The organism is Shimia sp. R9_1 (assembly GCF_017743775.1).
Taxonomy (GTDB): domain Bacteria; phylum Pseudomonadota; class Alphaproteobacteria; order Rhodobacterales; family Rhodobacteraceae; genus Shimia.
The window spans coordinates 18161-44144 of the sequence record NZ_JAGHRN010000003.1; the positions used below are offsets into that span (position 1 = coordinate 18161).

General features: G+C 57.1%; 26 protein-coding genes and 1 tRNA gene. 19 read left to right on the forward strand and 8 right to left on the reverse strand.

The genetic code is table 11. The features are described 5' to 3' along the window. The first annotated feature begins 132 nt into the window (after positions 1 to 132). The 6 genes from J7399_RS11100 (at position 133) to J7399_RS11125 (ending at position 5604) form a co-directional block, all read left to right on the forward strand. Positions 133 to 1743 (forward strand): iron ABC transporter permease, encoded by a 1611-nt coding sequence (locus J7399_RS11100; protein ID WP_209086817.1) that lies wholly within the window; start codon positions 133 to 135, stop codon positions 1741 to 1743. Positions 1744 to 1791: 48 nt separating this feature from the next. After that, positions 1792 to 1867: transfer RNA gene (locus tag J7399_RS11105), tRNA-Thr, on the forward strand. Between the two features lie 162 nt (positions 1868 to 2029). After that, positions 2030 to 2170, forward strand: coding sequence for a hypothetical protein (locus J7399_RS11110; protein ID WP_209086138.1), 141 nt, complete (start codon positions 2030 to 2032; stop codon positions 2168 to 2170). A gap of 31 nt (positions 2171 to 2201) precedes the next feature. Next, on the forward strand, positions 2202 to 3224 hold the full coding sequence (locus J7399_RS11115; RefSeq protein WP_209086140.1) for an AraC family transcriptional regulator: 1023 nt from the start codon (positions 2202 to 2204) through the stop codon (positions 3222 to 3224). 172 nt (positions 3225 to 3396) lie between these two features. Next, a complete protein-coding gene (locus tag J7399_RS11120; protein WP_209086143.1) occupies positions 3397 to 4602 on the forward strand; it encodes an acyl-CoA dehydrogenase family protein in 1206 nt (401 codons plus the stop codon). Between the two features lie 27 nt (positions 4603 to 4629). Then, the gene (locus J7399_RS11125) at positions 4630 to 5604 is read left to right on the forward strand and encodes an NADPH:quinone oxidoreductase family protein (RefSeq protein ID WP_209086145.1); all 975 of its coding nucleotides are present in this window, start codon (positions 4630 to 4632) and stop codon (positions 5602 to 5604) included. A gap of 162 nt (positions 5605 to 5766) precedes the next feature. Here the strand turns inward: J7399_RS11125 and J7399_RS11130 are convergent, their stop codons facing one another. Next, positions 5767 to 6390 carry a glutathione binding-like protein gene (locus J7399_RS11130; RefSeq protein WP_209086147.1) on the reverse strand — a complete coding sequence of 208 codons (624 nt, stop codon included), beginning with the start codon at positions 6388 to 6390 and terminating at the stop codon, positions 5767 to 5769. 269 nt (positions 6391 to 6659) lie between these two features. Between J7399_RS11130 and J7399_RS11135 the strand changes: the two genes are divergently transcribed. From J7399_RS11135 to J7399_RS11170, 8 genes are read left to right on the forward strand one after another with little or no spacing between them, the layout of a single operon-like run. Then, entirely contained in the window at positions 6660 to 7757 is a 1098-nt protein-coding gene (locus J7399_RS11135; protein ID WP_247742864.1) for an ABC transporter ATP-binding protein, read from the forward strand. Then, positions 7754 to 8860, forward strand: coding sequence for a dipeptide ABC transporter ATP-binding protein (locus tag J7399_RS11140; protein ID WP_209086150.1), 1107 nt, complete (start codon positions 7754 to 7756; stop codon positions 8858 to 8860). The genes J7399_RS11135 and J7399_RS11140 overlap by 4 nt, the downstream gene beginning before the upstream one ends. Further along, positions 8857 to 10377: an ABC transporter substrate-binding protein gene (locus tag J7399_RS11145; RefSeq protein WP_209062124.1), complete on the forward strand. Its 1521-nt coding sequence runs from the start codon at positions 8857 to 8859 to the stop codon at positions 10375 to 10377. Before J7399_RS11140 ends, J7399_RS11145 begins: the two co-directional genes overlap by 4 nt. Before the next feature lie 59 nt (positions 10378 to 10436). Then, a complete protein-coding gene (locus J7399_RS11150; protein ID WP_209086153.1) occupies positions 10437 to 11381 on the forward strand; it encodes an ABC transporter permease in 945 nt (314 codons plus the stop codon). Next, positions 11382 to 12266 carry an ABC transporter permease gene (locus J7399_RS11155; protein ID WP_209086158.1) on the forward strand — a complete coding sequence of 295 codons (885 nt, stop codon included), beginning with the start codon at positions 11382 to 11384 and terminating at the stop codon, positions 12264 to 12266. A 15-nt stretch (positions 12267 to 12281) separates the two neighbouring features. Beyond that, complete coding sequence (locus J7399_RS11160; protein WP_209086161.1) at positions 12282 to 14063, forward strand: gamma-glutamyltransferase family protein; 1782 nt, start codon at positions 12282 to 12284, stop codon at positions 14061 to 14063. After that, on the forward strand, positions 14060 to 14806 hold the full coding sequence (locus J7399_RS11165; protein WP_209086164.1) for a DUF1028 domain-containing protein: 747 nt from the start codon (positions 14060 to 14062) through the stop codon (positions 14804 to 14806). The genes J7399_RS11160 and J7399_RS11165 overlap by 4 nt, the downstream gene beginning before the upstream one ends. A 9-nt stretch (positions 14807 to 14815) precedes the next feature. Then, a complete protein-coding gene (locus tag J7399_RS11170) occupies positions 14816 to 15550 on the forward strand; it encodes a FadR/GntR family transcriptional regulator (protein ID WP_209086167.1) in 735 nt (244 codons plus the stop codon). A gap of 330 nt (positions 15551 to 15880) precedes the next feature. On the opposite strand, the gene J7399_RS11175 is transcribed toward J7399_RS11170, so the two are convergent. Continuing rightward, positions 15881 to 16747: a GntR family transcriptional regulator gene (locus J7399_RS11175; RefSeq protein ID WP_209086170.1), complete on the reverse strand. Its 867-nt coding sequence runs from the start codon at positions 16745 to 16747 to the stop codon at positions 15881 to 15883. Positions 16748 to 16914: 167 nt separating this feature from the next. Here J7399_RS11175 and mgrA point away from each other — a divergent pair, with 167 nt between their 5' ends. Both mgrA and J7399_RS11185 read left to right on the forward strand, forming a co-directional pair. Beyond that, the gene (gene mgrA, locus J7399_RS11180) at positions 16915 to 17952 is read left to right on the forward strand and encodes an L-glyceraldehyde 3-phosphate reductase (RefSeq protein WP_209086173.1); all 1038 of its coding nucleotides are present in this window, start codon (positions 16915 to 16917) and stop codon (positions 17950 to 17952) included. Between the two features lie 25 nt (positions 17953 to 17977). Further along, the gene (locus tag J7399_RS11185; RefSeq protein ID WP_209079052.1) at positions 17978 to 18874 is read left to right on the forward strand and encodes an NAD(P)-dependent oxidoreductase; all 897 of its coding nucleotides are present in this window, start codon (positions 17978 to 17980) and stop codon (positions 18872 to 18874) included. Between the two features lie 129 nt (positions 18875 to 19003). On the opposite strand, the gene J7399_RS11190 is transcribed toward J7399_RS11185, so the two are convergent. Further along, positions 19004 to 19645 carry a hypothetical protein gene (locus J7399_RS11190; RefSeq protein ID WP_209086176.1) on the reverse strand — a complete coding sequence of 214 codons (642 nt, stop codon included), beginning with the start codon at positions 19643 to 19645 and terminating at the stop codon, positions 19004 to 19006. A gap of 207 nt (positions 19646 to 19852) precedes the next feature. Between J7399_RS11190 and J7399_RS11195 the strand changes: the two genes are divergently transcribed. The 3 genes from J7399_RS11195 to J7399_RS11205 all read left to right on the forward strand — a co-directional run bounded on the left by J7399_RS11195 (position 19853) and on the right by J7399_RS11205 (position 22082). After that, positions 19853 to 20245, forward strand: coding sequence for a BlaI/MecI/CopY family transcriptional regulator (locus J7399_RS11195; protein WP_247738717.1), 393 nt, complete (start codon positions 19853 to 19855; stop codon positions 20243 to 20245). Next, positions 20235 to 21347 (forward strand): M56 family metallopeptidase, encoded by a 1113-nt coding sequence (locus J7399_RS11200; RefSeq protein ID WP_209086178.1) that lies wholly within the window; start codon positions 20235 to 20237, stop codon positions 21345 to 21347. Before J7399_RS11195 ends, J7399_RS11200 begins: the two co-directional genes overlap by 11 nt. Positions 21348 to 21701: 354 nt before the next feature. Continuing rightward, a complete protein-coding gene (locus tag J7399_RS11205) occupies positions 21702 to 22082 on the forward strand; it encodes a hypothetical protein (protein WP_209062148.1) in 381 nt (126 codons plus the stop codon). 27 nt (positions 22083 to 22109) lie between these two features. Here J7399_RS11205 and J7399_RS11210 read toward each other — a convergent pair whose 3' ends face one another. The 5 genes from J7399_RS11210 to J7399_RS11230 all read right to left on the reverse strand — a co-directional run bounded on the left by J7399_RS11210 (position 22110) and on the right by J7399_RS11230 (position 25974). Beyond that, on the reverse strand, positions 22110 to 22646 hold the full coding sequence (locus J7399_RS11210; protein WP_209086181.1) for a hypothetical protein: 537 nt from the start codon (positions 22644 to 22646) through the stop codon (positions 22110 to 22112). Between the two features lie 287 nt (positions 22647 to 22933). Then, a complete protein-coding gene (locus J7399_RS11215) occupies positions 22934 to 23212 on the reverse strand; it encodes a DUF2160 domain-containing protein (RefSeq protein ID WP_209062152.1) in 279 nt (92 codons plus the stop codon). Position 23213: 1 nt separating this feature from the next. Then, positions 23214 to 24011, reverse strand: a complete 798-nt coding sequence (locus J7399_RS11220) for a carbohydrate ABC transporter permease (protein WP_209086183.1) — start codon at positions 24009 to 24011, stop codon at positions 23214 to 23216. A gap of 11 nt (positions 24012 to 24022) precedes the next feature. Further along, positions 24023 to 24886 carry a sugar ABC transporter permease gene (locus J7399_RS11225; protein WP_209062155.1) on the reverse strand — a complete coding sequence of 288 codons (864 nt, stop codon included), beginning with the start codon at positions 24884 to 24886 and terminating at the stop codon, positions 24023 to 24025. Further along, positions 24883 to 25974 carry an ABC transporter ATP-binding protein gene (locus J7399_RS11230; protein ID WP_209086185.1) on the reverse strand — a complete coding sequence of 364 codons (1092 nt, stop codon included), beginning with the start codon at positions 25972 to 25974 and terminating at the stop codon, positions 24883 to 24885. Before J7399_RS11230 ends, J7399_RS11225 begins: the two co-directional genes overlap by 4 nt. Positions 25975 to 25984 lie beyond the last annotated feature (10 nt).

A 25984-nucleotide genomic window follows, 5' to 3' on the forward strand; every position in this document is an offset into this window, starting at 1 on the left:
GACAGTGAAACCAGATTCAGGCAACAGAAGGGCGCGAAAAAGGAATACACCGTGAAAACTCCCGCTCCCTCGACCTCTTCCGGCGCTGATCCGGCCCTCGCAGCCACCGGTGGCAAGCCCAAGCGCCTGCCTATGGTGGATCCGTGGTCGGCAGGGGCATTTGTGATTGCCGCTGTTGTGCTGTCACCGATCCTGGCGGTGGTTTGGATTGCTTTTCATCCGGTGGAAAACATCTGGCCGCATCTGCTGTCCACCACCTTGCCACGCTACATGCGCAACACTTTGGTGTTGATGGTGTCGGTTGGGGCTCTGGCCGCCACCATGGGGGCAACGACCGCCTGGCTGGTGACGCGTTACCGCTTTGCCGGGGTGCGCTGGATCCAATGGGCGCTGCTGTTGCCATTGTCGATCCCGGCCTATGTGGGTGCCTATGCGCTGGTGGATTTTCTTGAATATGCAGGCCCGGTGCAGACCGGCCTGCGTTCCTTGTTTGGGTGGCAGACCAGCCGGGACTACTGGTTCCCGGAAATCCGCTCCATGGGGGCGGCGATCCTGGTGCTGTCTGCCGCGCTTTTCCCTTACGTCTATATTCTGGCGCGGGCTGCGTTTCGCGAGCAATCCGGAGCCGGCGAAGAGGTGGCGAGATCGCTTGGGGCAGGGGCTTTTGCCCGGTTCTGGCGCATTGGTCTGCCGTTGGCGCGCCCGGCCATCGCTGCCGGGACCGCCATCGTGATGATGGAAACGGTCAATGATTTTGGCACGGTGGATTATTTCGCGGTGCAGACCCTCACCACAGGGATTTTCAGCGTCTGGCTGGAAAGCAACAACGCAGGTGGCGCGGCGCAGCTTTCCAGCGTGGTGCTGATGCTGGTGATAGTGCTGGTCACTATGGAGAAAATCAGCCGCCGCAAGGTGCAGTTCTTCAGCCTCAGCACCCGGCACCGCGCACCTGAGCGTGCCCAACTGACCGGAGCGGCCAGCGCCTTGGCCTGCGTGTTCTGTCTGTTGCCTTTTGCCATTGGTTTTGTGCTGCCTTTTGCGGTGATCACCCATCAGGCGATTGGCAATCTGGAGCGCTGGCAGGATCCCGCGCTTTTGACCGCGTTCTATAACACGCTGCGGGTGGGCGGCATCGCGGCCTTCGTGACGGTGACCGCAGGGGTGTTCATGGTTTATGGCGTACGCCTCTCCGGACGCAGCCTGCCACGCCTGCTGCTGCCGATCACCACAATTGGTTATGCCGCCCCGGGCGCCGTGCTTGGCGTGGGGATCCTGATCCCGCTGGCCACCATCGACCACTCTCTGGCCGATCTGGTGGAAGCGGTCACAGGCGGCCCTTCAGGGCTGCTTTTGACCGGCACATCATTTGCCCTGATTCTGGCCTATTGCGTGCGCTTCTTCGCGATTGCGCAGGGGGCTGCAGATGGCGCGATGGGGCGAGTCGCCCCAAGCCTGCCCATGGCGGCACGCTCCTTGGGCCGCAGTCGCGTTCAGGTGCTCTGGGAGGTGTATCTGCCGCTGGTGCGGGCTTCCATCGGCTCCGCGCTTCTGCTGGTGTTTGTGGACTGCGTGAAAGAGCTTCCCGCGACGATGCTGCTGCGGCCTTTCAACTTTGATACATTGGCCACGAGAGTGCATGAGCAGGCCAGTCTGGAGAACCTGGGCGACGCCAGCCCGGGGGCGATTTTGATCGTTTTGGTGGGACTTGTGGCGGTTGGTTTGCTGGCCCGTGCAAATCGCTGAAAAAACCTCTTGCAGCTCCCGCGCCAAACCCTTAGAGGAAACGTCAGTGCCCCTATAGCTCAGCTGGTAGAGCAACTGATTTGTAATCAGTAGGTCCGCGGTTCGAGTCCGTGTGGGGGCACCACTCAATCTTCCATTTGCGTCCCATTTAGTCTGATAGTAGCCTGTATTTGCGGGTCTTTTCTATTGGTCTTGTTTCATGTTGTCCTGGCACGTCGAGCCAAGTCTACCTCAATCGGGGGTATCTCTGGGGGACGCGCCGCGCAGCACTTGGGAAGATACCCCCATGTCTGTTTTGAGCGATGCGAAGATTCGGGCACTCAAGTCCAAAGCCAGCCCCATCAAGCGCAAGGTTGATCTACCTTTCTGCTATCAGGGTCTCTGGCGGTTCATGGTGGTGGTGGAGCGTCTAGGATATTGGTTCTAGCCCTCGGTATTCGCTGCTACTGTCATCCATGATGACACGCGAACCAGAATCTTCATTTTCAACCGTCTCGAGCAGCTTCGTTCTGGATTGGCTTGGGGCGCTTCAGGGGCTTTGTGAACCGGATCAATTTGCGTCGCTGCTTGCCCGGTCCGGCATTCCATGTGGCAACAAAGTCCCGCTGGGGCGGGTGACATTGGAGCAGATGGTGCGCCTTTACCAACTGGCGGCCGTGGAGACCGGAGACGAGATGATGGGGTTGTGGTCGCGTCCGATAAGGGCACGCGCTTTGCAGCATCTTTTGACATCGGTGCGTGAGTCGACCTCGCTGTCTTCCGCTCTCTATCGCTTTTCGACATTCTGGAACCTGTTGCTTGATGACTACCGGTTTGAGCTGAGCGATGCAGAGGACAGCATAACGCTCTGTCTTCTGCCTCGGTCAAACACTCATGCCCAGCGTTTTGGTCATATGCTGATCCTCAAGCTGGCCCATGGGATCCTGTCCTGGCTTGCCAGGCGTGAAGTGGCTTTGGAGCGTGTGGAATTTGCGTTTGAGCGTCCTTCTTTTGAGGAGGATTATGCCGTTATCTTTCCTGCGCCGGTCACCTTCAGTGCGCCCGCCACGTCCATTCGCTTTTCCAAGGCCTCCCTCGGACCGGTCAATACGCGCAGTACCGATGATCTGGATCGCTTCTTGGAAAATGCCCCGCGTGATTGGCTCTTTACGCGCTCACAGGAGCACAGGCAGTCTCTGCGTGTCCGTGCTTATCTGAACCAATCGGGTTGGCAAGACGCAAATCTGGCCGGGGCCGCCAAGGCGCTCAATATGACGCCACGCACGCTGATCCGCAAACTGGATGCAGATGGCACATCTTTTCAAGCCATCAAAGACGGCTTGCGGAGAGACATCGCCATTCGCCGCTTGCAAATCGGGGATGCAAGTATCGAAGCCATCGCTCAAGACGTTGGTTTTTCTTCGGCGGCGAGTTTCCACAAGGCGTTTCATAGATGGACGGGCGCGACGCCCAGTTCGTATCGGCAGCGGCATCTTTCCTAGGCAATCTTTTTGTCACTTTTGGACAATCAGTTGTCATCGCGCGAGATGGCATGAGGCTGGTGTGGCCTGTTATCTGGCTGCCATAGCACATCTTACTGCGTGAAACGGAATTGCTTCACCGACTGAGTTTGGCGAAGTTGGATATTTGCGCGCTACAGAAAGGACCAAGCCCATGTCGTCTCACCTCGAAACCATTTTGGCCGCTGCGCGCGATCATGCCAACGATGTCATCCTGCCCAATGTAGATGTTTGGAACACAAAAAAGACATGGCCCCGCGAAGCCTCTGACAAGGCTGGCGCGGCTGGCCTGACCGGTCTTTACGCTCCCAAAGAGTGGGGCGGTCAGGGTTTGCCGCTTTCAGAAGGCATTCAAGTGTATGAACAACTGGGGCTGGGCGATGGCGCCTATGCCTTTGCGCTGTCCATGCACAACATTTGCACTTTCGCGGGCTGTGGATACGGGACCGATGCCTTTAAGGAAGGATGGGCGCGCGATCTGACCTCGGGCCGTAAGCTTGCGAATTTTGCGTTGACTGAGCCGCAGTCCGGGTCAGATCCGATGAAGATGTACACCCGTGCCACCATCAATGATGACGGCACCTGGACAATCAACGGTGCCAAAGCCTGGGTGAGCCTGGCGACCGAGGCCGATATCTACTTTACGGTTGTCAAAACCTCCGATGATCCGGGCCATAAGGACATGGCGATGGTCGCGATCCCGGCAGACGCGCCCGGCATCAGCTTTGGCCCGAAGTATGACACGCCGTCCTACAACTTCTTGCCGCTGGCCGAGATGAATTTCGACAATGTTGTGGTCAGCGAAGACAACATCATTCTGCCAATTGGCCAGGGCTTTCAGGGGTCATTGATGGCCATCGATATCGCACGGGTATCGATCGCTTCTGGATGCTGTGGTTTGATGCAGGCCGCGCTGGATACTGCGCTGTCCTATTCAAAGAACCGCAAGATGTTTGGCGGCAAAAACCTCGATCTTGACGGTATCCAATGGATGTTGGGCGAGGTGGCGACGGATCTCGAAGCCTCCAAGCTGCTTTACCGCAAAGCTGCTGAAGCGCTCGGGACCCCTGAGGGGCCACTCATGGCGGCACATGCCAAACGGTTTGTGCCAGATGCCGCAGTAAAGGCTGCCAACACGTGCACTCAGGTTTTGGGGGGCATGGGACTCTTGCAGCCGTATGGGCTGGATCGCCTATCACGTCTGGCCCAGATGCTGCGGATCGTTGATGGGACTACCGAGATCAGTCGCGTTGTGATTGGCCGTGCGCTTCAAAAACGTGCAGCCGGTTTGCCAGACCTTCCCGTGCCAAAGGGGTATGGCGAAACCGATGAGAACGATGCAAATATCGCAGCGGAATAGAACGCAATACTCACGGGAGCTTAAGCCATGCGCGCCATCCTTTGTTCGAAATTTGAGGGTGCGGATGCGCTTGAGCTTGGCGAAGCGCCAGAGCCGCCCCCCGCGGCCGATGAGGTGCTCATCGAAGTGCATGCCGCCGCTGTGAGTTTTATGGACAAGCTGATGGCCGAAGGCGGCTATCAGCTGAAGCCAGAGCTGCCCTATGTCCCGGGAACGGACGCGGCGGGCATCGTTCTTGAGGTCGGCAGTGAGGTCACGAACTTTAAACCGGGAGATCGTGTCGTAGGCCAAATGTGGCATGGGAGCTATGCGGAACGTGCGGTGACCAAACACTGGAAGTGCGCCAAGGTGCCCGAAAGCGTCGAGTTTACCGTCGCCTGCACGGTCTTGCACAACTATATGACCGCCTATCACGCGCTGGTTCAACGATGTGCGCTGAAGCCAGGTGAGACCCTAATGGTCACCGGGGCGAAGGGCGGGGTTGGGCTTGCGGCCGTTGACATGGGGCGGATGCTTGGTGCGCGCGTTCTTGCGGGGACGGGGGATGTCGCCAAGATGAGTGTCCTGCAAGATCTGGGCGCGGATGCTGTCGTCAACATGCGTAAGGGGGATCTGCGTGAACAGATCAAGGAACTGACAGGCGGCCACGGATTGGATGTGTGCTTTGAGATGGTTGGGGGCGACACTTTTGTAAAGCTTGCCCGATCCATGCGGTGGGGCGGGCGCATCACGCCAATTGGGTTTGTGAGTGGGGACATTCCAAAACTGCCGATGAACCTGCCTCTGCTCAAAGGCTTCTCAGTTGTCGGCGTGTTTGAGGGCGCATGGGCTGAGAAATTCCCGGACGAAGCCACGGAGGCAGCCGACAAGATCATGAGTTGGATTGCGGAAGGGGAGCTGCAGCCACTTATTGATCGCGTTTTGCCTTTGGAACAGGCGGCTGAGGCTTTCCAGGCTCTTCAGGAGCGTGAAGTGATCGGGCGCATTGTTCTGCAAGTCTAAGGGGGGCGAGCTGCGGTCTTGGTCTGGTTAGAAGGGCTGGTACGCGGTTTTTTATCCACGGGGTGGGTACGCACCACCCCATTGTCATTTTTCGGTGTTGTTGGGCTGCGTAAAGAATTGCGCTGCCCATTGCGCAGAGCGTCTGTGCGGGGCGCTGTAAACTCACGTTTTAGCGCGGGCGGCCTCATCTTCGGTAATCAGCGCCGCGATCTTCGGGCGGGTTACTTGCTTTGCGAAATAGGCCTCCAGGTGCGGATAGCCTGCTATTGGCACTTGCGCGCGTGCTGAAAGCACAAGGAACCAGACAAGATAGGCGTCTGCAGCTGTAAAGCGATTGCCGACGAGGAAGTCGCGTGTGCTCAGGTGTGTGTTCAGAAGTGCCAGACGATCCGGTGCAAGCGCGCGAAAGTTGTCTTTCACCGGGTCTGTAGCCTCCGGGTAAAACACCACACGCAAGATCTGTTTGTGCAGTTCTGTGGCGGTAAAGCTTACCCATCTGACCAATTGAAAATAATCCGGATTGTCCGCAGGAATGCGCATGTTTGCCTGTGCTTGTGATTGCACCCAAAGCAGGCAGGCAGTGGTCTCTGTGAGCAGTTCTCCTGTCTCAAGGCGCAAGGTTGATACCTGTCCTAAGGGGTTCACATCCAGGAAGGACCCTCCTGAGGCCAGCGCCTTGGTTGCAAAGTCAACAAGATCGATATCCAGCGGTACTCCGCCTTCCGCGGCCGCGAAACGCACTGCGAGCGAGCAATTGAACGGACAGTGATACAAAAGCGCGGGCATTGGCGGTCTCCTGATTTTGGGTTTACCGGTTTGTTTATCTCCAGTTTCTAGATCCGTCACTGGTGCAAGTAGCGCAATAGATGGCTAAGCCCGATGTTTGGCGAGATCTGCTGTTCTTTGAGCGCGCACCTGCGCAGCGAACTGCAGGAATGCGGTGCAAGGGCGCGGCAGCGCGATGCGAAACCCTTCAGCGCTTTGGGAGTGTCTTGCCGAAGAAAGCGGCGTTGTGGCTGCAGTTGCTGACCTTAAACCGGTCATTCTTTGTCTGATTGGGAATATCTATCGCTATTCATGCAAACCAATCTAGTATTGGTTCAGATTTGATGATTCGGAATGCATTGATGGGCACGCATCTGCAGCAAGAGACAAAAAACACCTCTTTGGGCACCGCTCTTCTCGAGCTGACCGATTTGACTCTGCGGTTCGCAGGTCAGGAAAATGATGTGGTCCAAGGCGTAAATTTGCGCGTGAGCCGTGGTGAAGTTTTGTGTCTGGTTGGCGAGTCCGGTTGCGGAAAGAGTGTCACATCTATGGCTTTGATGGGCTTGCTCCCCAAGAAAAATACTCAAATTTCTTCGGGTTTCCTCTCAATTTCTGAGGGTGGCTGGGAATTGCCAAACGAAGAACTTCCCGCGGAGATGCGTGGCAACACTGTCTCGATGATCTTTCAAGAACCGATGACCTCTCTCAACCCGGCGTTTCGTATCGGGGACCAAATTGCCGAAGTCGTTCAGCGTCATCGGGGTGGTTCCCGAGAGGGGGCTTTGGGGCGTGCAAAGGAGATGTTGGGTCGCGTTGGTATCGCCAACTCTGAGCAGCGATTGCATGAATATCCGCACCAATTGTCAGGTGGTATGCGTCAAAGGGTCATGATCGCCATGGCGCTCGCCAATGATCCAAAGGTGTTGATCGCGGATGAGCCAACCACAGCTTTAGATGTTACTATTCAGGCGCAAATCCTCGAGTTGATCCGGGATCTGCGCGATGAGACCGGCATGGGTGCCGTCATGATCACTCATGATCTGGGCGTGGTTGGCGAAATCGCGGACACGGTTGCGGTCATGTATGCGGGGCAGGTTGTTGAGCAGGGGCCGGTGCGCGACGTTTTTGACGATCCGCAGCATCCCTATACCATTGGTTTGATGAGTGCGATGCCGCGGGTGGATCGTCCAGGCGAACAGCTTGCCATCGTTCCGGGAACCGTACCAACTATTTCACAAATGCCTGAAGGATGCCGTTTTCGCACCCGCTGTGCGTTTGTCGCTGAAACCTGTGTTGAGCGCCCTGTTTTGACGGAGCTCGGTGGGGGCCATTCTGTGGCGTGCCATTTCGCGCCTTTAGAAGATCATGTGGCGGTGTCGTCATGACGGATGATGTCATTCTCGAAGCCCTTGATGTGGTCAAACACTTTGGAACCGAGCGTCGATGGTTGTCCAATAAGCGCCCGGTGCAGGCCGTCGATGGTGTGTCCCTGCAAATCAAACGGGGTGAAACCTTTGCCATCGTTGGTGAGTCCGGCTGCGGCAAGTCGACTTTGGCACGGGTGTTGATGCGATTATTGCAGCCGACAGGGGGCGCGGTGCGTTTTGACGGTACTGACATCAGCCATGCGCGGGGTGCGGATCTGACGGCCTTGCGCGGGGATATGCAATTCATCTTCCAAGACCCGTTCTCATCGCTCAATCCCCGCATGAGCGTGGGCAAATTGGTGGGCGAGCCTCTGGAAGTTCATGCCCCGGAGTTAGGCAGGGAAGCACTGCGGGCAAAGGTCGCACATTTGTTGCGGCAAGTTGGCCTGCGCCCCGAGCACGCGGATCGATATCCCCACGAATTTAGTGGCGGGCAGCGTCAACGCATCGGTATTGCACGTGCGCTGGCCGCCGAGCCCAAGTTGATTATTGGCGATGAACCGGTTTCTGCATTGGACGTGTCGGTACAGGCGCAGGTTATCAATTTGTTGGCTGATCTGCGCGATGCCCTGGGTCTGACGCTGGTCGTAATTGCGCATGATCTGGGTGTTATACGGCATATGAGTGATCGCGTAGCCGTCATGTATCTGGGGCGGATTGTGGAAATGGGCACGGCTGAAGAGGTCTTTGGCCAGCCGCGCCATCCTTATACCCAGGCCCTTTTGGCAGCGATCCCGATGATGGATGGTTCATCTCGCGACACGCGGCCGGAACTCTTGGGAGAGTTGCCCAGTCCGTCAAACCCGCCGTCTGGATGCCGATTTCACACACGATGCCCGTATGTCGAAGACCGGTGCCGGGCTGAAAGTCCTGCACTGGCAGGAGGTGGCCACCAGACCGCATGTCACTTTTGGGAACAAATCGCCGGTCGTCATACGCCGTCGGCGCCCCCTCAGAGATCTGCCACCGCTGAGGCGCGTTTCGCGCTCTATCGCGCAGCGACCACTGGTGGAACCGTTATTCACAAACCAGGAATACAACAGCAGAGGATTGAAGGATGAAGACTATAAAAACGGCTCTATTCACGGCCCTGATGGGCGCCACTGCGCTTGCAGCGGGCCCGACTTTTGCCAAAGACCTGCGGATCGCTCTGCAATCAGACGCAGATGTGCTCGATCCGGATCAGTCTCGGACCTTTGTTGGGCGGATTGTTTATGCCTCGATGTGTGACAAGCTGGTCGATATCACGCCTGACCTTGAGATCATCCCGCAACTGGCGACGGGATGGGAAACCTCGGCAGATGGTAAAAGTATTCGCATGTCGTTACGCGAGGGCGTCGTGTTTCACGATGGAACTCCTTTCAATGCCGAGGCTGTGGCAGCGAATATTGAAAGATCGCAAACCCTGGACGAGTCCCGCCGTAAGTCTGAGTTGAAGTCGATCACGTCAACCGAGGTAACCGGCGAGCACGAGATTGTGCTGAACCTGGCTGGCCCGGATGCGACGTTGATCGCGCAATTGGCTGATCGCGCAGGTATGATGGTGTCGCCAACGGCTGCGGCGGCTGCGGGGGCTGACTTTGGTCTGAACCCTGTCTGCTCCGGTGCGTTCAAGTTTGAAGAACGTGTGGCCCAAGACAAGATCGTGCTGACCAAGTTCGATGACTATTGGAACGCGGATGCGATCCATTTTGACAGTGTCACATTCCTGCCGATCCCCGATACCACGGTGCGTCTGGCCAACCTGCAATCCGGTGATATCGATATGCTGGAGCGTTTGGCGGCCACGGACATTCCGCAGGCACAAAGCGACAGCAACCTTGTTGTCGATAGTGCGGTGTCCTTTGGCTATCAAGGCATCACCTTCAACATCAACAACGGCGACAAAGGCGACAATCCTTGGGGCAATGACAAGCGGCTGCGTCAGGCGCTGAGCTATGCGATTGACCGAAATGCGCTGAATCAGGTGGTGTTTGAAGGGGCTTATGCGCCTGGCAATCAGTCTTTCCCGCCGAACTCACCTTGGTACAACAGCAGCCTGCCAGTAGAGAGCATTGATCTGGAAAAAGCCAAGGCATTGCTGGCCGAAGCCGGATACCCTGACGGTCTGGATCTTGAGGTACAGGTGCCCAATTCGACCGAACCTCTGGCTGTGATGCAGGTGGTTCAGGCGATGGCGGCGCAAGCCGGGATCAATATCAAGCTGACATCAAAAGAGTTTGCGACCTTGCTGGCTGATCAATCCGCCGGTGACTATACCGCCAGCCAGATTGGCTGGTCTGGTCGGGTCGATCCCGATGGCAACAACCATCCCTTTGTGACCACGGATGGTGGCATCAACGACAGCAAGTTTTCGGACGCGAAAATGGATGAGCTGCTGAATGGTGCGCGTGTGGCTCCGACGACGGAAGAGCGCAAGGGTCTTTACGACGAGGCGATGACACTGATGCTGGACGAGCTGCCGCGTCTGTTCCTGTATCACGTCACATGGATCTGGGCCTACAACGACAACATGAAGGGCTTTACGCCTTACCCCGATGGCATGATCCGTCTGGAAAATGTGACCTGGGAAGAATGACCCCACAGCCTCGCGCCGCCGCATGCGCGGCGCGAGGTGTTCGTGCAAGAGGCTGACCCATGTACGCATATTTTGCCCGTCGTGTGTTGATCGCCATTCCGACGATCATCCTGATCTCGATCTTTGTTTTTGCCCTGCAAAAGCTGTTGCCTGGTGATCCGCTGCTTGTGCTGGCGGGTGAAGAACGTGATCCGGAGGTGTTGGAGTTTTTACGGGAGAAATACCGTCTGAATGATCCGATCCCGGTGCAATATCTGGCGTGGATCGGAAATGCGCTGCAAGGCGATCTGGGAATATCTTTGCGCTCGAACCAGCCTGTCACTGAGTTGATGGCGGAAAAGTTGCCTGTGACCATCCAACTGGCGGTGATGTCGATGGTCTTTGCAATGGTGATTGGCATCCCGGCGGGCATTCTGTCCGCTGTGAAGAAGGGAACAGCGACAGATTACGTGGCCAATGTGGTCGCTTTGTCGGGGCTGTCGATCCCGAATTTCTGGCTGGGGATCATGCTGATCTTACTGGTGTCGGTAAAATGGCAGTTGTTGCCTGCGTCCGGTTATGTGCCGTTGTCTGAGGATTTTGACCAATCCATTCGCACGATGCTGATGCCGTCTTTTGTGCTTGGCACCGCGTTGGCGGCCACGTTGATGCGCCACACGCGGTCCTCGATGCTGAGCGTGCTGAGTGCGGACTATGTGCGCACCGCGCGGGCCAAAGGTCTTTCAGAGCGCGTGGTGATCCTTAAGCACAGCTTCCGAAATGCGCTCACACCGATCGTGACGCTCTCCGCATTGCTGTTTGGCGAGCTGATCGCGGGGGCTGTGCTGACGGAGCAAATCTTCACCATCCCTGGTTTTGGCAAGCTTGTTGTTGATGCGGTGTTCAACCGAGATTACGCCGTTGTGCAGGGCATCGTGCTCGTCACGGCGGTGGGCTTTATCTTTATGAACCTGTTCGCGGACATGATGTACTTTGTTCTGAACCCGCGCCTGAGAGGGCAGTAGATGACGGACGCCAAGCTCCAAAACGCGCAGCCCGATCCCGTGTTGGCAGCCAAGCCGGAAAACCGGGTTTGGAAGAAACTGCGCATCCATCGCAGCGCCATGCTGGGCGGTATGCTGGTGGCTTTCTTTCTGCTGATTGCTTTGGCTGCTCCGATTTTGCCTATTCCGGACCCGGCGAGCACCGATTGGGGAGCTGTTCGCAAAGCGCCGAGTGCGGCGCATTGGTTGGGCACGGATGAAATTGGCCGTGATGTGCTGTCTCGGATGATTTGGGGCGCGCAGGCCTCATTGCTTGCTGGAGTGGTTTCGGTTGGCATTGCGGTGCTGCTCGGTGTGCCGCTTGGGCTTGTCGCAGGGTACTTTGGCGGCTGGACTGATGCCGCAATTTCCCGCTGTACCGAAGCGTTGTTGGCAGCGCCTTTTCTGATCCTCGCGATTGCTTTGGCTGCGTTCCTTGGACCCTCGCTTACCAATGCGATGATCGCCATCGGAATTTCGGCCACGCCGATATTTATCCGCCTTACACGCGGGCAGGTGATCAATATCAAATCCGAGGATTATGTGGAAAGCGCCAAGGCTATCGGGCTGCCCACACGCCTGATCCTCAGCCGCTATATCCTGCCAAATGTGCTGCCACCTATTCTGGTGCAGGCGACGTTGACCATCGCCACGGCGATCATTGCCGAGGCGTCGCTGTCTTTCCTCGGTCTCGGGCAGCAACCTCCGGCGCCCAGTTGGGGATCGATGCTGAACACGGCCAAAAACTTCTTGAACCAAGCCCCTTGGATGGCCATGTGGCCGGGGATTTCGATCTTCCTTGTGGTGCTTGGTTTTAACCTTTTGGGGGACGGGCTGCGCGATGCGCTCGATCCACGCGAACACTAAGAAACTGGAGTAACCATGTCTGACTTTACAACCCGTCCAGAAATCCGAGGCACCTTTGGCGTCGTCACCTCGACCCACTGGATCGCTTCGGCGGTGGGCATGTCTATCTTGGAAAAAGGGGGCAACGCCTTTGATGCGGCGGTTGCATGTGCCCTGACCTTACAGATCGTCGAGCCGCACTTGAACGGTCCGGCCGGGGACATGCCGGCGATCTTCCATTCTGCGGAGACAGGCAAGACCGAAGTGCTTTGTGCACAGGCGGTGGCCCCAGCGGGCGCCACGGTGGAGCACTACAAAGAGCAGGGCCTGACGCTCATTCCCGGATCTGGCCTTTTGTCGACTGTGGTGCCGGGGGCCTTTGATGGCTGGATGCTGATGCTGCGCGATCACGGAACGCTGTCCTTGCGCGAGGTGATGCAGCCCGCGATTGACTACGCGCGCGACGGGCATCCGGTGCTGCCGCGCGTGGCGAATACCATTTCCGGGTTGGCGGATTTCTTTGCCAAGGAATGGCCCAGCTCTGCCGAAGTCTGGACCCCAGGTGGCAAAGCGCCGGAGGCGCATGCACTGTTCAAGAACCCCGATCTGGCCGCGACTTACGACCGTCTGGCGAACAGCGCTGGCGATACCCGCGAAGCCCAGATCGACGAGGCGCGTCGCCAGTGGCGCGAAGGGTTCGTGGCTGATGCGATATTTGACTATCTCGAAGATGCCCAAGTGATGGACGTGTCTGAGGCATCGCATTCAGCTGTGTTGGCGCCTGAGGATATGGCAAACTGGCGGGCAACTTATGAGGCGCCGCTGAGCTTTGACTATCATGGCTGGACGGTAAACAAGACCCATGCATGGAGCCAGGGGCCGGTGATGTTGCAGGCTCTCGCGATCCTCAAAGGGTTTGATATCGGGGCAATGGACCCAAACGGCGCCGATTTTGTGCATACGGTGATAGAGGCGATGAAGCTCGCCTATGCTGATCGCGAGGCCTATTACGGTGACCCGGACCACAGCGGCATCCCGATGGATGTACTTTTGAGCGAAGACTACAACGCGGAGCGGCGCAAGCTCATTGGGGCGAAAGCCTCATTGGAGCAGCGGCCCGGCCGCGTGCCGGGGTATGAACATCTGGCAGACGCTTATGTCGAACGCAGCTCGCGCGACTTCAATGTGGGGCAGGTTGCGGCACAGGAACCGACCATGTCGCACCTGACGGAAAAACGTGGGGATACCGTGCACCTGGATGTGATTGATCGGTGGGGCAATATGGTGGCGGCGACGCCATCAGGTGGCTGGCTGCAAAGCAACCCGGTTATTCCCGGTCTTGGCTTTCCTCTTAACTCCCGCGCCCAGATGTTTTGGCTGGAGCATGGTCTGTCTACCTCGCTAGCGCCGGGACGAAGGCCACGCACCACCCTGACGCCAAGCCTTGCCGAAAAGGACGGGGTACGTTTGGTGTTTGGCACGCCGGGGGGCGATCAACAGGACCAGTGGCAATTGATCTGGTTCCTGCGCTTTGTCCATTTTGGGCTGGGCCTGCAAGAATGTATGGACGCGCCTCTGTTTCACTCGATGCATTTCCAAGGATCGTTCTTCCCACGTGAGGTGCGCCCCGGTGAGATGATGATTGAACCAAATGTGGGTGAGGCCACGATTTCTGATCTGCAGGCGCGGGGGCACAAGGTGACGGTGGCTGATCCATGGACGGTCGGGCGCCTGACCGCTGCATTACGGGAGGTCGATGGCACCATGCGCGCCGCAGCGACGCCTCGCCTGATGCAAGCTTATGCGGTGGGCCGATGACCTGGTCTTTGATAGCGCGCGACGCCGATGGCAGTGTCGGGCTGATCGTCGCCAGCAAGTTTTTCGCTTGCGGCGGTGTTGTACCCTATTGCGGGGCGCAGGTGGCCGTGGCGAGCCAAGCCTTTTGCAATCCGGTCTGGGGCTCCGAAGGGCGAAACCGCCTCGCTGCGGGAGAGCGTGCGCAAGAGGTGTTGGATGATCTCGTATCGCGGGATGAGGGACGGGCCATTCGGCAGGCCCATCTCATGGATGCGCACGGTGGCTTCTCGGCCCACACGGGTGCAGAGTGTGTTGATTGGGCGGGTCATATTCTCGGCGACGGGCATTCAATTGCAGGCAATATGCTGGCAGGGCCAGAAGTATTGGAGGCAACATCGGAAACCTATATGGCCAAATCAGACTGTCCGTTTGCGGAGCGTTTGATCCTGGCGATGCAAGCGGGGGAGGCCGCAGGAGGGGACAAGCGCGGGCGACAAGCGGCAGGGCTTGTGATCCATCACGGCGAAGAGCACCCTTGGCTGAGTCTTCGGGCCGATGATCACGCTGATCCGCTCGGGGAATTGGCGCGTCTCTGGGATGTGGCGCAGGAACGTTATGTACATTTCACCAAAGGTATGCCAACAGCGGATGCCTTCTCAGGCAGCCCGACGCGGGATGGCATTGACGCGGCGATTGCTGCTGCTGAGGAGGAGCGCAAGGCGGCTGGGCGTCCGAGCAGATCCACTGCTATTGAATACGAATAGGGAGTAGTGATGATGGGTTTGAGTGCGCCGTCCAATCGGGTGCGGGAGCAAGTTCTGGCCCTGATCAAATCAGGTGAATGGGCCGCACAAGGCAAGCTTCCCACCGAACGCGCTTTGGCGGATCGTTTTGACGTTGGTCGCCGCCATGTGCGGCAAGCGCTGGACGCGCTTGAAAATGAAGGGCTTGTTTGGCGTAAGCAAGGCAAGGGCACCTTTCTGGGCCAGCCTGCTGACCCGATGGGGGATTTGGCGGCGAAAATTACCGGCGAGACCAATGCGCTTGAAGTGATGGAGGCACGCCTCTGTATCGAGCCAGAGTTGGCTGCCCTGTGCGCGCACCGGATCACCGACGATGAATTGGCGCGGCTGCGCCATTTAATGCAGCGTCAGTTTGAGGCGAGTGACGCGCAAGCCACCGAACTTTGGGATGGTGCGTTTCACCGGTTGATCGCGCAATGCGCCCGCAACCGACCACTGCTGACGGCTTTTGCCCTGCTCGACAAAATTCGTTCCAACGCAACCTGGGTCAGCATTCGCGCGAAAGCCCGTGACGGCGCGTCTCTGGCGGTTACGCATTCCGAACATTTGGCCATTGTGGACGCCATTGCACTGGGCCATGCAGACGCCGCTCGACAAGCCATGCGGGATCATCTCGATACTCGCTTTAAAGCACTTCAGGGTGAGATCGCGGCACTGGCCAGTGCTGAAGATAGAAAGTTCTTCGCGGCAGATGTAGATACCTGAGCGTTAGCAAAGATGGTTTTGTGGCTGAAGAGGCCGTTGCCTGGGCGAGGCAGACTGCTATCGTACTGGTGGTTAATGCGCGACAATTTCTTTGATTTGTTTATGGCGCGTCGCCACACAGAGAGTTATTCGTGATCGCATCACGGCATTGAGCCTTAAGCTGCTTTGCTTTGCCGTAGCGGTTGTGGATCATGCTCCTGCAGATGCCGCGCAAAGCAAAGTTTGGTCCGCGGCAGTGCCAATTTCCTTTATTGTGCAAGCGCTATTAGAGTCGTCGGTTTTGTAGGCGAGGCATCTTCCAGAACGCCGGTTTGTTCACAAACACACCGGTCAAAAGTTGCTCATGAACCGGGTGCGTGTTGCGTCTAGATGGCTTTGCATCGCCTGCTTGGCTGTGTCTTTGTCGCGGCGCAACAGCGCATCCATTACTGCCAGATGATCGCGCGCGGCGGCCCGATCGTGTTCGCCCTGGTCTTGGACTGGCCAAAGATAGTGATAGTTGAAGATCATGGCGATCGCGTCCTGAAACCCGATAAACAGGCGGTTGTCTGCAGCGGCGTTTATGAAACGGTGAAACTCAGTGTCCAACGCCGGAAAATGCAGGCTGGCTTGGGCGGTAGGTGACACAAACGCATAATGCTCTTGCCTGAGCCGACGTAGGCCGCCCCAAAATGGATCGCCATCAGGGATGTCGCAGGTTTTCTCGACTGCGCGCGTTTCAAACAATGCGCGAATTTCATGAAGCTCCAGAACATATTTCTGAGTAACACCCTCTAAGACCCAGCGGCGCTGGTGGTCCTTTCTGACAAAACCAAACCGGCTTAGGCCGATCATGAACTCGCGCAGTGTCTGAACGGAGACGCCGAACTGACGGGCCAACTGGCCTTCGATCAGCCGGGCGCCGGGGGTCAATTCCTGCTCGCGTATCTTACGCATGAACGCAGCCTCCAAGGTTTCGCGGACGTCCATGGTCTCGGATGACGGAAAGTAGTCTGCTGGCTCAGGCGTGCGTATCACGTGACCCGCGCCGTCAAGAATTCCAATCTGTTCAAGATGGGTCAGAACGGCGCGGATTGTGGTGCGGCTGACGCCGAGATCTCTGGAGAGTGCGGATTTATTGGTCATAGTGGGGCCGGACAAAGCACGATCCAGCGCCGCGTTGATGGCCGTTTTGAATACTCTGTCTGGTCGTGCCATACGGGAGCTCCGAGATGTTCTAAACTGCACAATAACCCAATTAAAGACATTTGAGCAGCCACCATACGTGGCATATGTTTTTATCAGCGATCTGCCTGTGGCGCAGGCCTTTGGGGGCAAGTGCCGCATGCTCCTTTGATACTTTCATTGCTTAGGGAAACCCGGTTATGGCCAATGTTCCTTATGTGCCCAATCCAGGGCGCTACGACGAAATGATTTACAACTATTGTGGCAACAGCGGTCTGAAACTGCCTGCGATTTCGTTTGGGCTGTGGCACAACTTCGGTCATGATCGTCCGCATGGTTTGAAGCAACAACTTTGCCGGACGGCCTTCGATCTTGGGATTACACATTTCGATCTGGCGAATAACTATGGCCCGCCACCCGGCAGTGCTGAAGTGGCTTTTGGCGAGATCCTCAAAACAGATTTTAGAGGCTACCGGGACGAGCTGATCATATCATCCAAGGCTGGTTATGATATGTGGCCGGGCCCTTATGGCGAATGGGGCAGCCGCAAACAGCTTATCGCGTCCTGTGATCAGAGCCTGAAGCGCATGGGGCTGGATTATGTTGATATATTCTATTCCCACCGGTTCGATCCCAACACGCACTTGGAGGAAACCATGGGTGCGCTGCACCAGATTGTGCAATCCGGTAAGGCGCTTTACGTAGGGATATCCTCCTACAATTCGCAACGCACACGCGAGGCTGTGGCCATTCTGAAAGACCTTGGAACGCCCTGTGTCATTCACCAGCCCAGCTACAATATGATCAATCGCTGGATTGAGGCGGATGGACTGAAAGAGACTTTGCAAGAGCTGGGTGTCGGTTCCATCGCCTTCACACCGTTGGCACAAGGCATGCTGACCAGAAAATATCTCAATGGCGTCCCGCAGGACAGCCGCGCGGCAGATGAAAAATCGCTCGATGCAGATTTGTTGACAGAGGCAACCATTGAAAACCTGCGCGGGTTGGATGCGGTCGCCAAACGTCGCGGGCAAACACTGGCGCAGATGGCGCTGTCATGGGTTTTGCGCGAGGGCGGGATCACCACAGCCCTGATCGGCGCATCCAAACCGGAACAGATCGTTGATTGTGTGGGGGCGTTGAAAAACTTGGAGTTCACGCCGGGCGAATTGGCCGAGATTGATCGGCTTTCTGCGAACGGGGATGTGAATCTGTGGTCGCAATCATCTGACGCATGATCTGCTGCTAACAAGGGACAAGAACATGACCAAACCTGTTGTAGGATTTATTGGTGTCGGCCTTATGGGGCATGGCATGGCCAAGAATATCATTGAGAAAGGGTATCAGCTGGTTGTGATGGGTCATCGCAACCGCACGCCTGTCGATGATCTGCTGGCGCGTGGCGCGACCGAAGTGGCATCCGCGAAAGAGATGGCCACCCAATGTGATATCATTCATCTCTGCGTCTCAGGCAGCCCCCAGGTCGAACAGCTGGTGCGCGGAGATGACGGGATTCTGGCCTCGGGTCGAGAAGGTGTGATTGTTGTCGATTGCTCAACCTCAGACCCGGTATCCACCATGCAATTGGCCGAAGAGCTGCGCGCCGCCGGGATGGATCTCGCGGATGCGCCGCTGGCCAAAACTCCAAAGGAGGCCGAAGCGGGCACTTTGGACACAATGGTCGGTGCCACGCCTGAGACCTTTGCGCAGATCAAGCCGGTTATTGACTGTTGGGCTTCACTGGCCGTGCATCTGGGGGATGTCGGCTTGGGCCATAAGATGAAGCTGATCAACAACTTCATCTCTCTGGGCTATGCGGCGTTGTACTCTGAGGCTTTGGCCATCGCGGAAAAATCCGGGCTGACTGTGGAACAGGTAGATTCCATCATCAGGCCTGGCCGTCTGTCCAATGGGTTCTACGATACCTTCATGAAGTGGACGCTTGATCGGGATGAAAACGCGCATCGCTTTTCGATCACAAACGCCCATAAAGATATGCGGTATCTGGCGAATTTGGCTGCCAGTGTTGGGGCCGTCACCCCGGTACAGGCTGATGTACGAAATGGGTTTGCCGCGATGGAGGCTTCGGGGCAGGGAGATCGGTACTTGCCTATGCTGGCAGATTTCATTGCGCAGATGAATGGACTGAGCCGGGGATAGAAAGCTAAGATTGCGGTACTGGGCAATTCGCCGAGATCGGGTTGGCGGTGACAAATCGCAGGTCGTTGCGGCATTGGCCTGCGTTGCGTGCAGCGTAGCCACCTCGCTGTCTGGCGACGTTGTTAGTCCTCAGAACTGAAACCCGATGCCGACCTTTAGAAACGGGGCGATTGGGAGGTCGTCCAGTGTGTTGTTGATGTCTGAGAGCTCGGCATCGATGTCGGATTGCACAATCGTGTTTGTCGGATCGCTGCCCGACGCGGTGGCGCCGCCAGTGTAGACCACGCCGAGATCGCCGGTGAAGACAAAGCGGCTGTTTCTGATCGGCGTTTGAACCCCCAGAGCAATCATAGGCGCGAGGGACTGATCAAAGCTGGCGCTGAGGTTGAGGGGGGTGGAATAGCTGGTGCCATTGACCACGATGTTGCCGCTGGTGGCGCCTTCAAAACGGTGATCCAGCGTCACGGCGCCAGCGCTGAGGCGGAAGGCGTTCCCGCTGGTGTAATAGTCAAAAATCAGGCCAAACCCGCCCAGGCTGACATCACCGTCATATTGATTGCCCTCAAGGCTGGTGTCGATCGAGACACTGCCGTCCCCGTAGAGGCCGCGCATGCCAAATCGGCTGTTGAAGCGGTAGCCGGCTTCAAACGTGTGCCCCAGAACCGACTCTCCCACGCTGAGCGTGAAAGGGGCAGGGGTGACCTCTGCAGAGGTCTGTGTGCTGAGGCCAAATGTGGCAACTGCGATGGCGGTGGCGAGGCAGCGTTTCATGTCAGGCTCCTGTGGGCGCACCCCTGATTGGAGCACAGAAACAGTGAATTCTCGAAACTTTAAGTGCCTAAAATAGCCTCTGTTTCCTTTGCAAATGGTTAACCAGCCTGAGATCGCGGGCTCTTTGGGAGGGGCTCAAGTTTTTGCTTTGAGATGAGGGGGATCTGCAGTACTAATTTCCTAGTAATGAAGGTACGGAGTGGCCAATTGGCACGTCGACGCAGTGAAATGCTCACCGATGTTGAGCTGGAGTTTATGATTGCCCTTTGGGACATCGGGTCTGGCTCGGTGCGCGATATTATGGCGGCCTTGGAGGGCCAGAGCCAACGCGCCTATACGTCGGTGGCCACCGTAATGAAAATTCTCGACGAGAAGGGGTTTGTCACCTCCGCCCGCAAAGATCGGGCGCTGGTCTATACCCCGGCCGTTGCGAAACGCGACTATGAAGGTCGCAGCCTGAAAAACCTGTCAAAGACCTTGTTTGGAGGAACCCCGACGGCGCTTGTGGCGCGACTGGTGGATAATGAGGACCTGACAGATGAGATGATCCAGGAAATCAAAGAGATCATTGAAACGAGGATCAGAAAGGATGACGGTTGATCAAATCGTAGGGGGGGCGATCTGGATACAGCTTGTGATCCTGTTGGCCGCGTTGGTTTTCGGTGCATTCGAAGGCGTGTTGGTCCTGTCTGGGCGACGACGGAGCTATTATACTCGGCGTCGGATGGGAATGGCGGTGATTGCTTGTCTGGCGGTGTTGCCTTTGGTGGCGCCCTATCTTGTATCATCTCCCTATGCCGCCAGGGTTAATGCAACGGACGCTCTGGTTTCGCAGGTTCTGAACGGCAATCTCGACATCAGCGCGCATAAGATGCAGCAGCTTTTGGCAATCAAAACCGACTGGATGGCACAGGTGGCCACCGCGAGCTCGACCGTGGCGCAGGTGCTGATTGCGGCCTTCATCGCGGCGTTTATTGCGCGCAGCGGCTACCTGCTTCTGAACGTCGGGCGCATCCGTCATGCGATCACCGAGGGCCGAGTGGTGCAGCACACCAAACGCTGCCGGATTGTGGCCAGCCCAACCGTGAGTGTGCCCTTTTCGACCCGTGGGTTCTGGCACTATTACGTGGTGCTTCCCGAGGCGATGTTGCGCGACCGAACTTCCGTGCAAATGGCGCTCGGCCATGAGCTGCAGCACATCCGCCAAGGCGATGTGGATGCGGAAGTTCTGCTTTCCCTGATCTCTCCTGTGGCGGTGCTCAATCCCGGTTTCTGGTTTCTTTCCAGTCGCTTGCGCAAGCTTGGTGAACTGGCGTGCGACCGGGCGTATCTGTCGCGCAAGGGCTTTGATGCCCACACCTATGCGCTGCGGCTTCTGGAGATCGCGCGGCGGAGTGCCAAGGCCTCGCAGCAACCTGCGGCCTTTGGCGTGCCATTGGTGGGGCGGCGGGTGCCGTTCCTGTCGCGCCGCTCTATGTTGAAAGACCGCATTCTGGAGATTGCGCAGGATCAGGACGCGCCTGCCAAGGAAGCGGTGCTGTTTGGCGCGGTTCTGTCTATCGTGATGGCAGGCTGTGTGCTGGTGGGGGCGGTCTCTCTGGCGGAGCCTGAGGACTGGAGCCATGAGCGGATAATGCTGAGCACAGTGGCCAATCTGGATCGGCTCAATCAGCTCAACACGCTGGCGCAGCGCAGCTGGTAAAACGCCCAGCACGGCCAAAGGCAAAACAAACGCCAAAACCGGTCAAAGGTTAACGCAAAACGCCCCGTTGTGAGAGGATCACAGCGGGGCGTTAACCATGTGCAGGGACGTCGGTATCGCGTCTGTATCGCGGCTGTTTTGCGTAGGTGCCATTTCGGCGGGCCGGAGCGCGTTAATCTTTGAGTCGTTTTGCCTGAAAACCGGCAAAAGTGTTGCGTGTTGCGTTAGCGGTAAAAGAGATTTCAATTTGAATGAAAGACCATCGTTTATTCGCAGCGCTTTTCAAGTTAGCCTTCCAGCAGCCTTGCGTGGGTCTGTGCGCGAGGAGGTATTTTTACAGAGGTATTCTTCGGTATGAGATTATTGTTTTCGACGCTCGTTGCCGCGACGCTCGCTGCGGGCGCGGTTGCTGCGCAAGACGCGCGGATTGGCACATATATGGCCTTCATCGGGCCGGAAGATTTGACAAACTCCAGCGGGGTGCGTCTCAACGATGCTGCCGCTATTGTCGCGCAGGATCGGGCCAACGTGCATCGCTTTGGCATTGTCCACCAATTTGATGAAAGAGATCCTTGGTTCGCAAGCCGAGGTCATCGTATGGCCATTCCTGAGCTGGTGGTGATGTCGCCAGCGACCGCCAATCAGATCGTAAGAAATGGTGCCCTTATAGCTGTGAGTGTCTATGCCGATCCCACCGGTCAAATGACGCGCATGGTTGTTGAGATTCCCGGTTAGGCATCGAAGTGGTTTGGTTTTGGAGAGTTAGTTAATCGGTTGCTGCACCAGCAACTGCAACTCTCCGTCAATGACATGGGCAACGGAAATGAGGTTTGCATTCGGAAATAGCCCGTCAATTGCAAACAGGTAAATCTCTTCAACTGTTTCGCCGTCATAATCCTGCGGAGCATGGCCCCCGGAGATTGTTGCAGAGCCGGTTGAAGATGCAATGTTCAGCAGCTGACTTGCGATTTCAGATGTATTGAGATCGTAAAATTCGCCAATGACTGAGCAATCTCTGATTTGGCGGTTTCCGATCACGTGGAACTGAATTTCGTCATAAACGTTGTGTTCCCGCCGATAGATGGAAATCGCCTTGGAGTCTGGGCTGACGGAGAGAACTCTGTCGCCAGAAGCCGCCGGAATTGTCAGGCTGGCCATAAAGGCATTGGGATCAAGAAACACTTGCCTGCAGGTCGACTGGAATCTGTTCCAGACCTCCAGTGTTGACAGCTGTTGTGCTTGCAGGGGCGAAACAAAGAACGAGCAAAAAAGCCCGGAGAATGTGATGTTTTTTAGCATGTTAAATTTACTTTCAGATGAAATGAAAAACTCTGAAGTCCATATCTTTAAAGCACATTTGTTGGGGCGCGAGATAATTTGTTTTGCGCTTGTTCAATGATCACACACGTGTTCGGACGCCGTGTAAGGGGAACATGGTTAGTCTCTGGAGGGCTGTTGAAGGATGCGTGCGAGATCCTGCGGGTTTGCGAAGGTCTCTGACCGGATGGTGAGAACGGCAGTGCCAAAAGAAAAGGGCAGACGCTCCGCACGTCTGCCCTTGGTGTTTTGCGATCTTGTTCAGCTGATCAGACTTTCCAGAAGCAGAAGGTGCCCCAGCCGATTGCAAGACCCAGTGGCCACCAGAGCGGCTCGCCCATCAGGCCGAGCCACGCCAGGAAGATGAAGCTGCCGCCCAGACAGGTAAGAAACAGACGGTCGCCTCGGGTGGTGACAAGGCCAAGCGCGCCTTTGCGCTCGGCACCGCCGGGGTATTTGATCTCCAGCACAATCAGCAGGCCGATTGTGGAGAAAAGCACGATGAAGATTGCGGCCGTGGGCCAGGTCCATGCCATCCAGCTCAGCATATCAAACTCTCCCCATCGCGAAGCCCTTCGCGATGTAGTTACGGACAAAATAGATCACGATGGCACCGGGGATAATGGTGAGCGTTCCGGCAGCTGCCAGCAGGCCCAGCTCATATCCCGCGGAGGAGGCGGTCTTGGTCATCGTGGCGGCGATGGGCTTGGCGGCCACTGCTGTGAGGGTTTTGGCCAAGAGCAGCTCCACCCATGAGAACATGAAGCAGAAGAAGGCAGCCACACCCACACCGGCTTTGATCGTCGGGATGAAGATCGTCAGGAAGAAGCGCGGGAAGGAATAGCCGTCCACATAGGCGGTTTCATCCAGTTCTTTTGGCACGCCGCCCATGAAGCCTTCCAAGATCCACACAGCCAGCGGGATGTTGAAGAGACAGTGCGCCAGCGCCACGGCGAGGTGCGTGTCAAACAGGCCCACAGCGGAGTAGAGCTGAAAGAAGGGCAGGGCGAACACGGCCGCCGGTGCCATGCGGTTTGTCAGCAGCCAGAAGAACAGCTGTTTGTCGCCCAGAAAGCGGTAGCGGCTGAAGGCATAGGCGGCGGGCAGAGCCACGGCGATGGAGATCAGTGTGTTCAGCGACACATAGATGATCGAGTTTATGTAGCCCCAATACCAGGAGGGATCGGTGAAGATCGTGACATAGGCCTCCAGCGTGAAGGTCTGTGGGAAGAGCGAAAAGCCAGAGAGGATCTCATTGGTGGTTTTGAAGCTCATCGCCACCAGCCAGTAGATCGGCAGCATCAGGAAGAAGATGTAGAGGATTGGAATGAGTGATCTTTTACGCATGATCGCTCTCCTTAGTTCAGGTCGTCTTTGGTCATGAGTGTGTAGAACAGCCAGGACACAAAGAGGGTGATTGCAAAGTAGATGAGGCTCATCGCGGCGGCGGGGCCGAGGTCAAACTGACCCAATGCGATTTTCACCAAGTCGATGGACAGGAGCGTGGTCGAGTTGCCGGGGCCACCGCCTGTGAGCACGAAAGGCTCGGTGTAGATGTTGAAGCTGTCCATGAAGCGCAGAAGGATTGCGATGGTCAGAACGCTTTTCATCTTGGGCAACTGGATGAAGCGGAACACCGACCAGTTGGAGGCGCCGTCGATCTTGGCCGCCTGATAGTAGGCGTCGGGGATGGAGACGAGGCCCGCATAAGACAGGAGCACCACCAGCGAGGTCCAGTGCCAGACATCCATGGTGATGATGGTCACCCATGCGGCCACGGGATCCTGGGTCATGTCATAGTTGATGCCCAGCACGTGGTTGAGGAAATAGCCCAGCAGGCCGATGTCTGGCAGCGCGAAGATGTTCCACATTGCGCCAACCACGTTCCATGGGATCAGCATGGGCAGGGCCATGAGCACGAGGCAGACCGGCACCCAGAAGCCTTTGCGAGGCATAGAGAGCGCGATGGCGATGCCAAGGGGGATCTCGATCAGCAGGATCATGGCGGTGAAGAAGAACTGACGCCCCAGAGCGGCGTGGAAGCGCTCGGACCGCAGGATCTGTTCAAACCATGTGAGGCCTTCCCAGAAGAAGAGGTTGTCGCCGAAGGTTTCCTGTACGGAGTAGTTCACCACGGTCATCATTGGGATGATGGCGTTGAACGCCACGAGGATCAGCACCGGGGCGACGAAGAACCAGGCTTTTTGGTTTTCGGTTTTCATGCTGCGCTCTCCTTTTGCGCGGGCGTGGTTGCGATCCAGCCGTCGGCGTAGAGCCGGGTGTGTTCCGGGGTGAAATGCAGGTGCACCTCGTCGCCTTTCTGCGGCGCGGGGCCGTTTTGGATGGCGGCGACCTTGTGGGTGCCGACGGTGGCTTCGACCACGGTGTGGCGGCCTACATCTGCGACGCGGGTGACGGTGGCGGGGATGCCAGTGTCAGCGAGGCGGACAAACTCGGGACGGATGCCGATTTCGAGCTGACCGGAGGTACCTGCATTGATCGGCCCCTCCAGTGCGACCGCACGGCCCGCAAAGAGGGCCTGGCCGTCTTTCACTTCGGCGGGCAGCACGTTCATGCCCGGGGAGCCGATGAAGTGGCCCACAAAGGTATGTGCGGGGCGTTCAAACAGCTCTTCAGGCGTGCCGATCTGCACCACTTCGCCGAGCTGCATCACCACCACCTGATCGGCAAAGGTGAGGGCTTCGGTCTGGTCATGGGTCACATAGATCATGGTGTGGGAGACGCGCTGGTGCAGCTCTTTGAGCTTGGTGCGCAGTTTCCACTTCAGATGTGGGTCGATCACGGTGAGCGGTTCGTCAAACATGACGACATTCACGTCATCGCGCACAAGGCCACGGCCCATGGAGATCTTTTGCTTGTTGTCCGGTGACAGGCCTGCCGCTTTGCGATCCAGCATGTCGGTGACTTCGAGCATCTCGGCAATCTCTGCCACGCGCTTTTCGATGACCGCCGGATCCACGCCACGGTTTTTGAGCGGGAAGGCAAGGTTTTCGCGCACGGTCATGGTGTCGTAGATCACCGGGAACTGAAACACCTGCGCGATGTTGCGCTGATCCGGGGGCAGGGTGGTGACGTCCTGGCCGTCAAAGAGGATCTGGCCCTCAGAGGGCACCAAGAGGCCGGAGATGATGTTCAGAAGCGTGGACTTGCCACAGCCGGAGGGGCCAAGCAGGGCATAGGCGCCGCCGTCCTGCCAATCCAGATCAACTTCTTTCAGGGCAAAGTCCTGAGGCCCCTTGGGATCGGGGTAGTAGCTGTGCCGGAGGTTTTTAAGTGTGATTTTCGCCATTCTCTTTGCC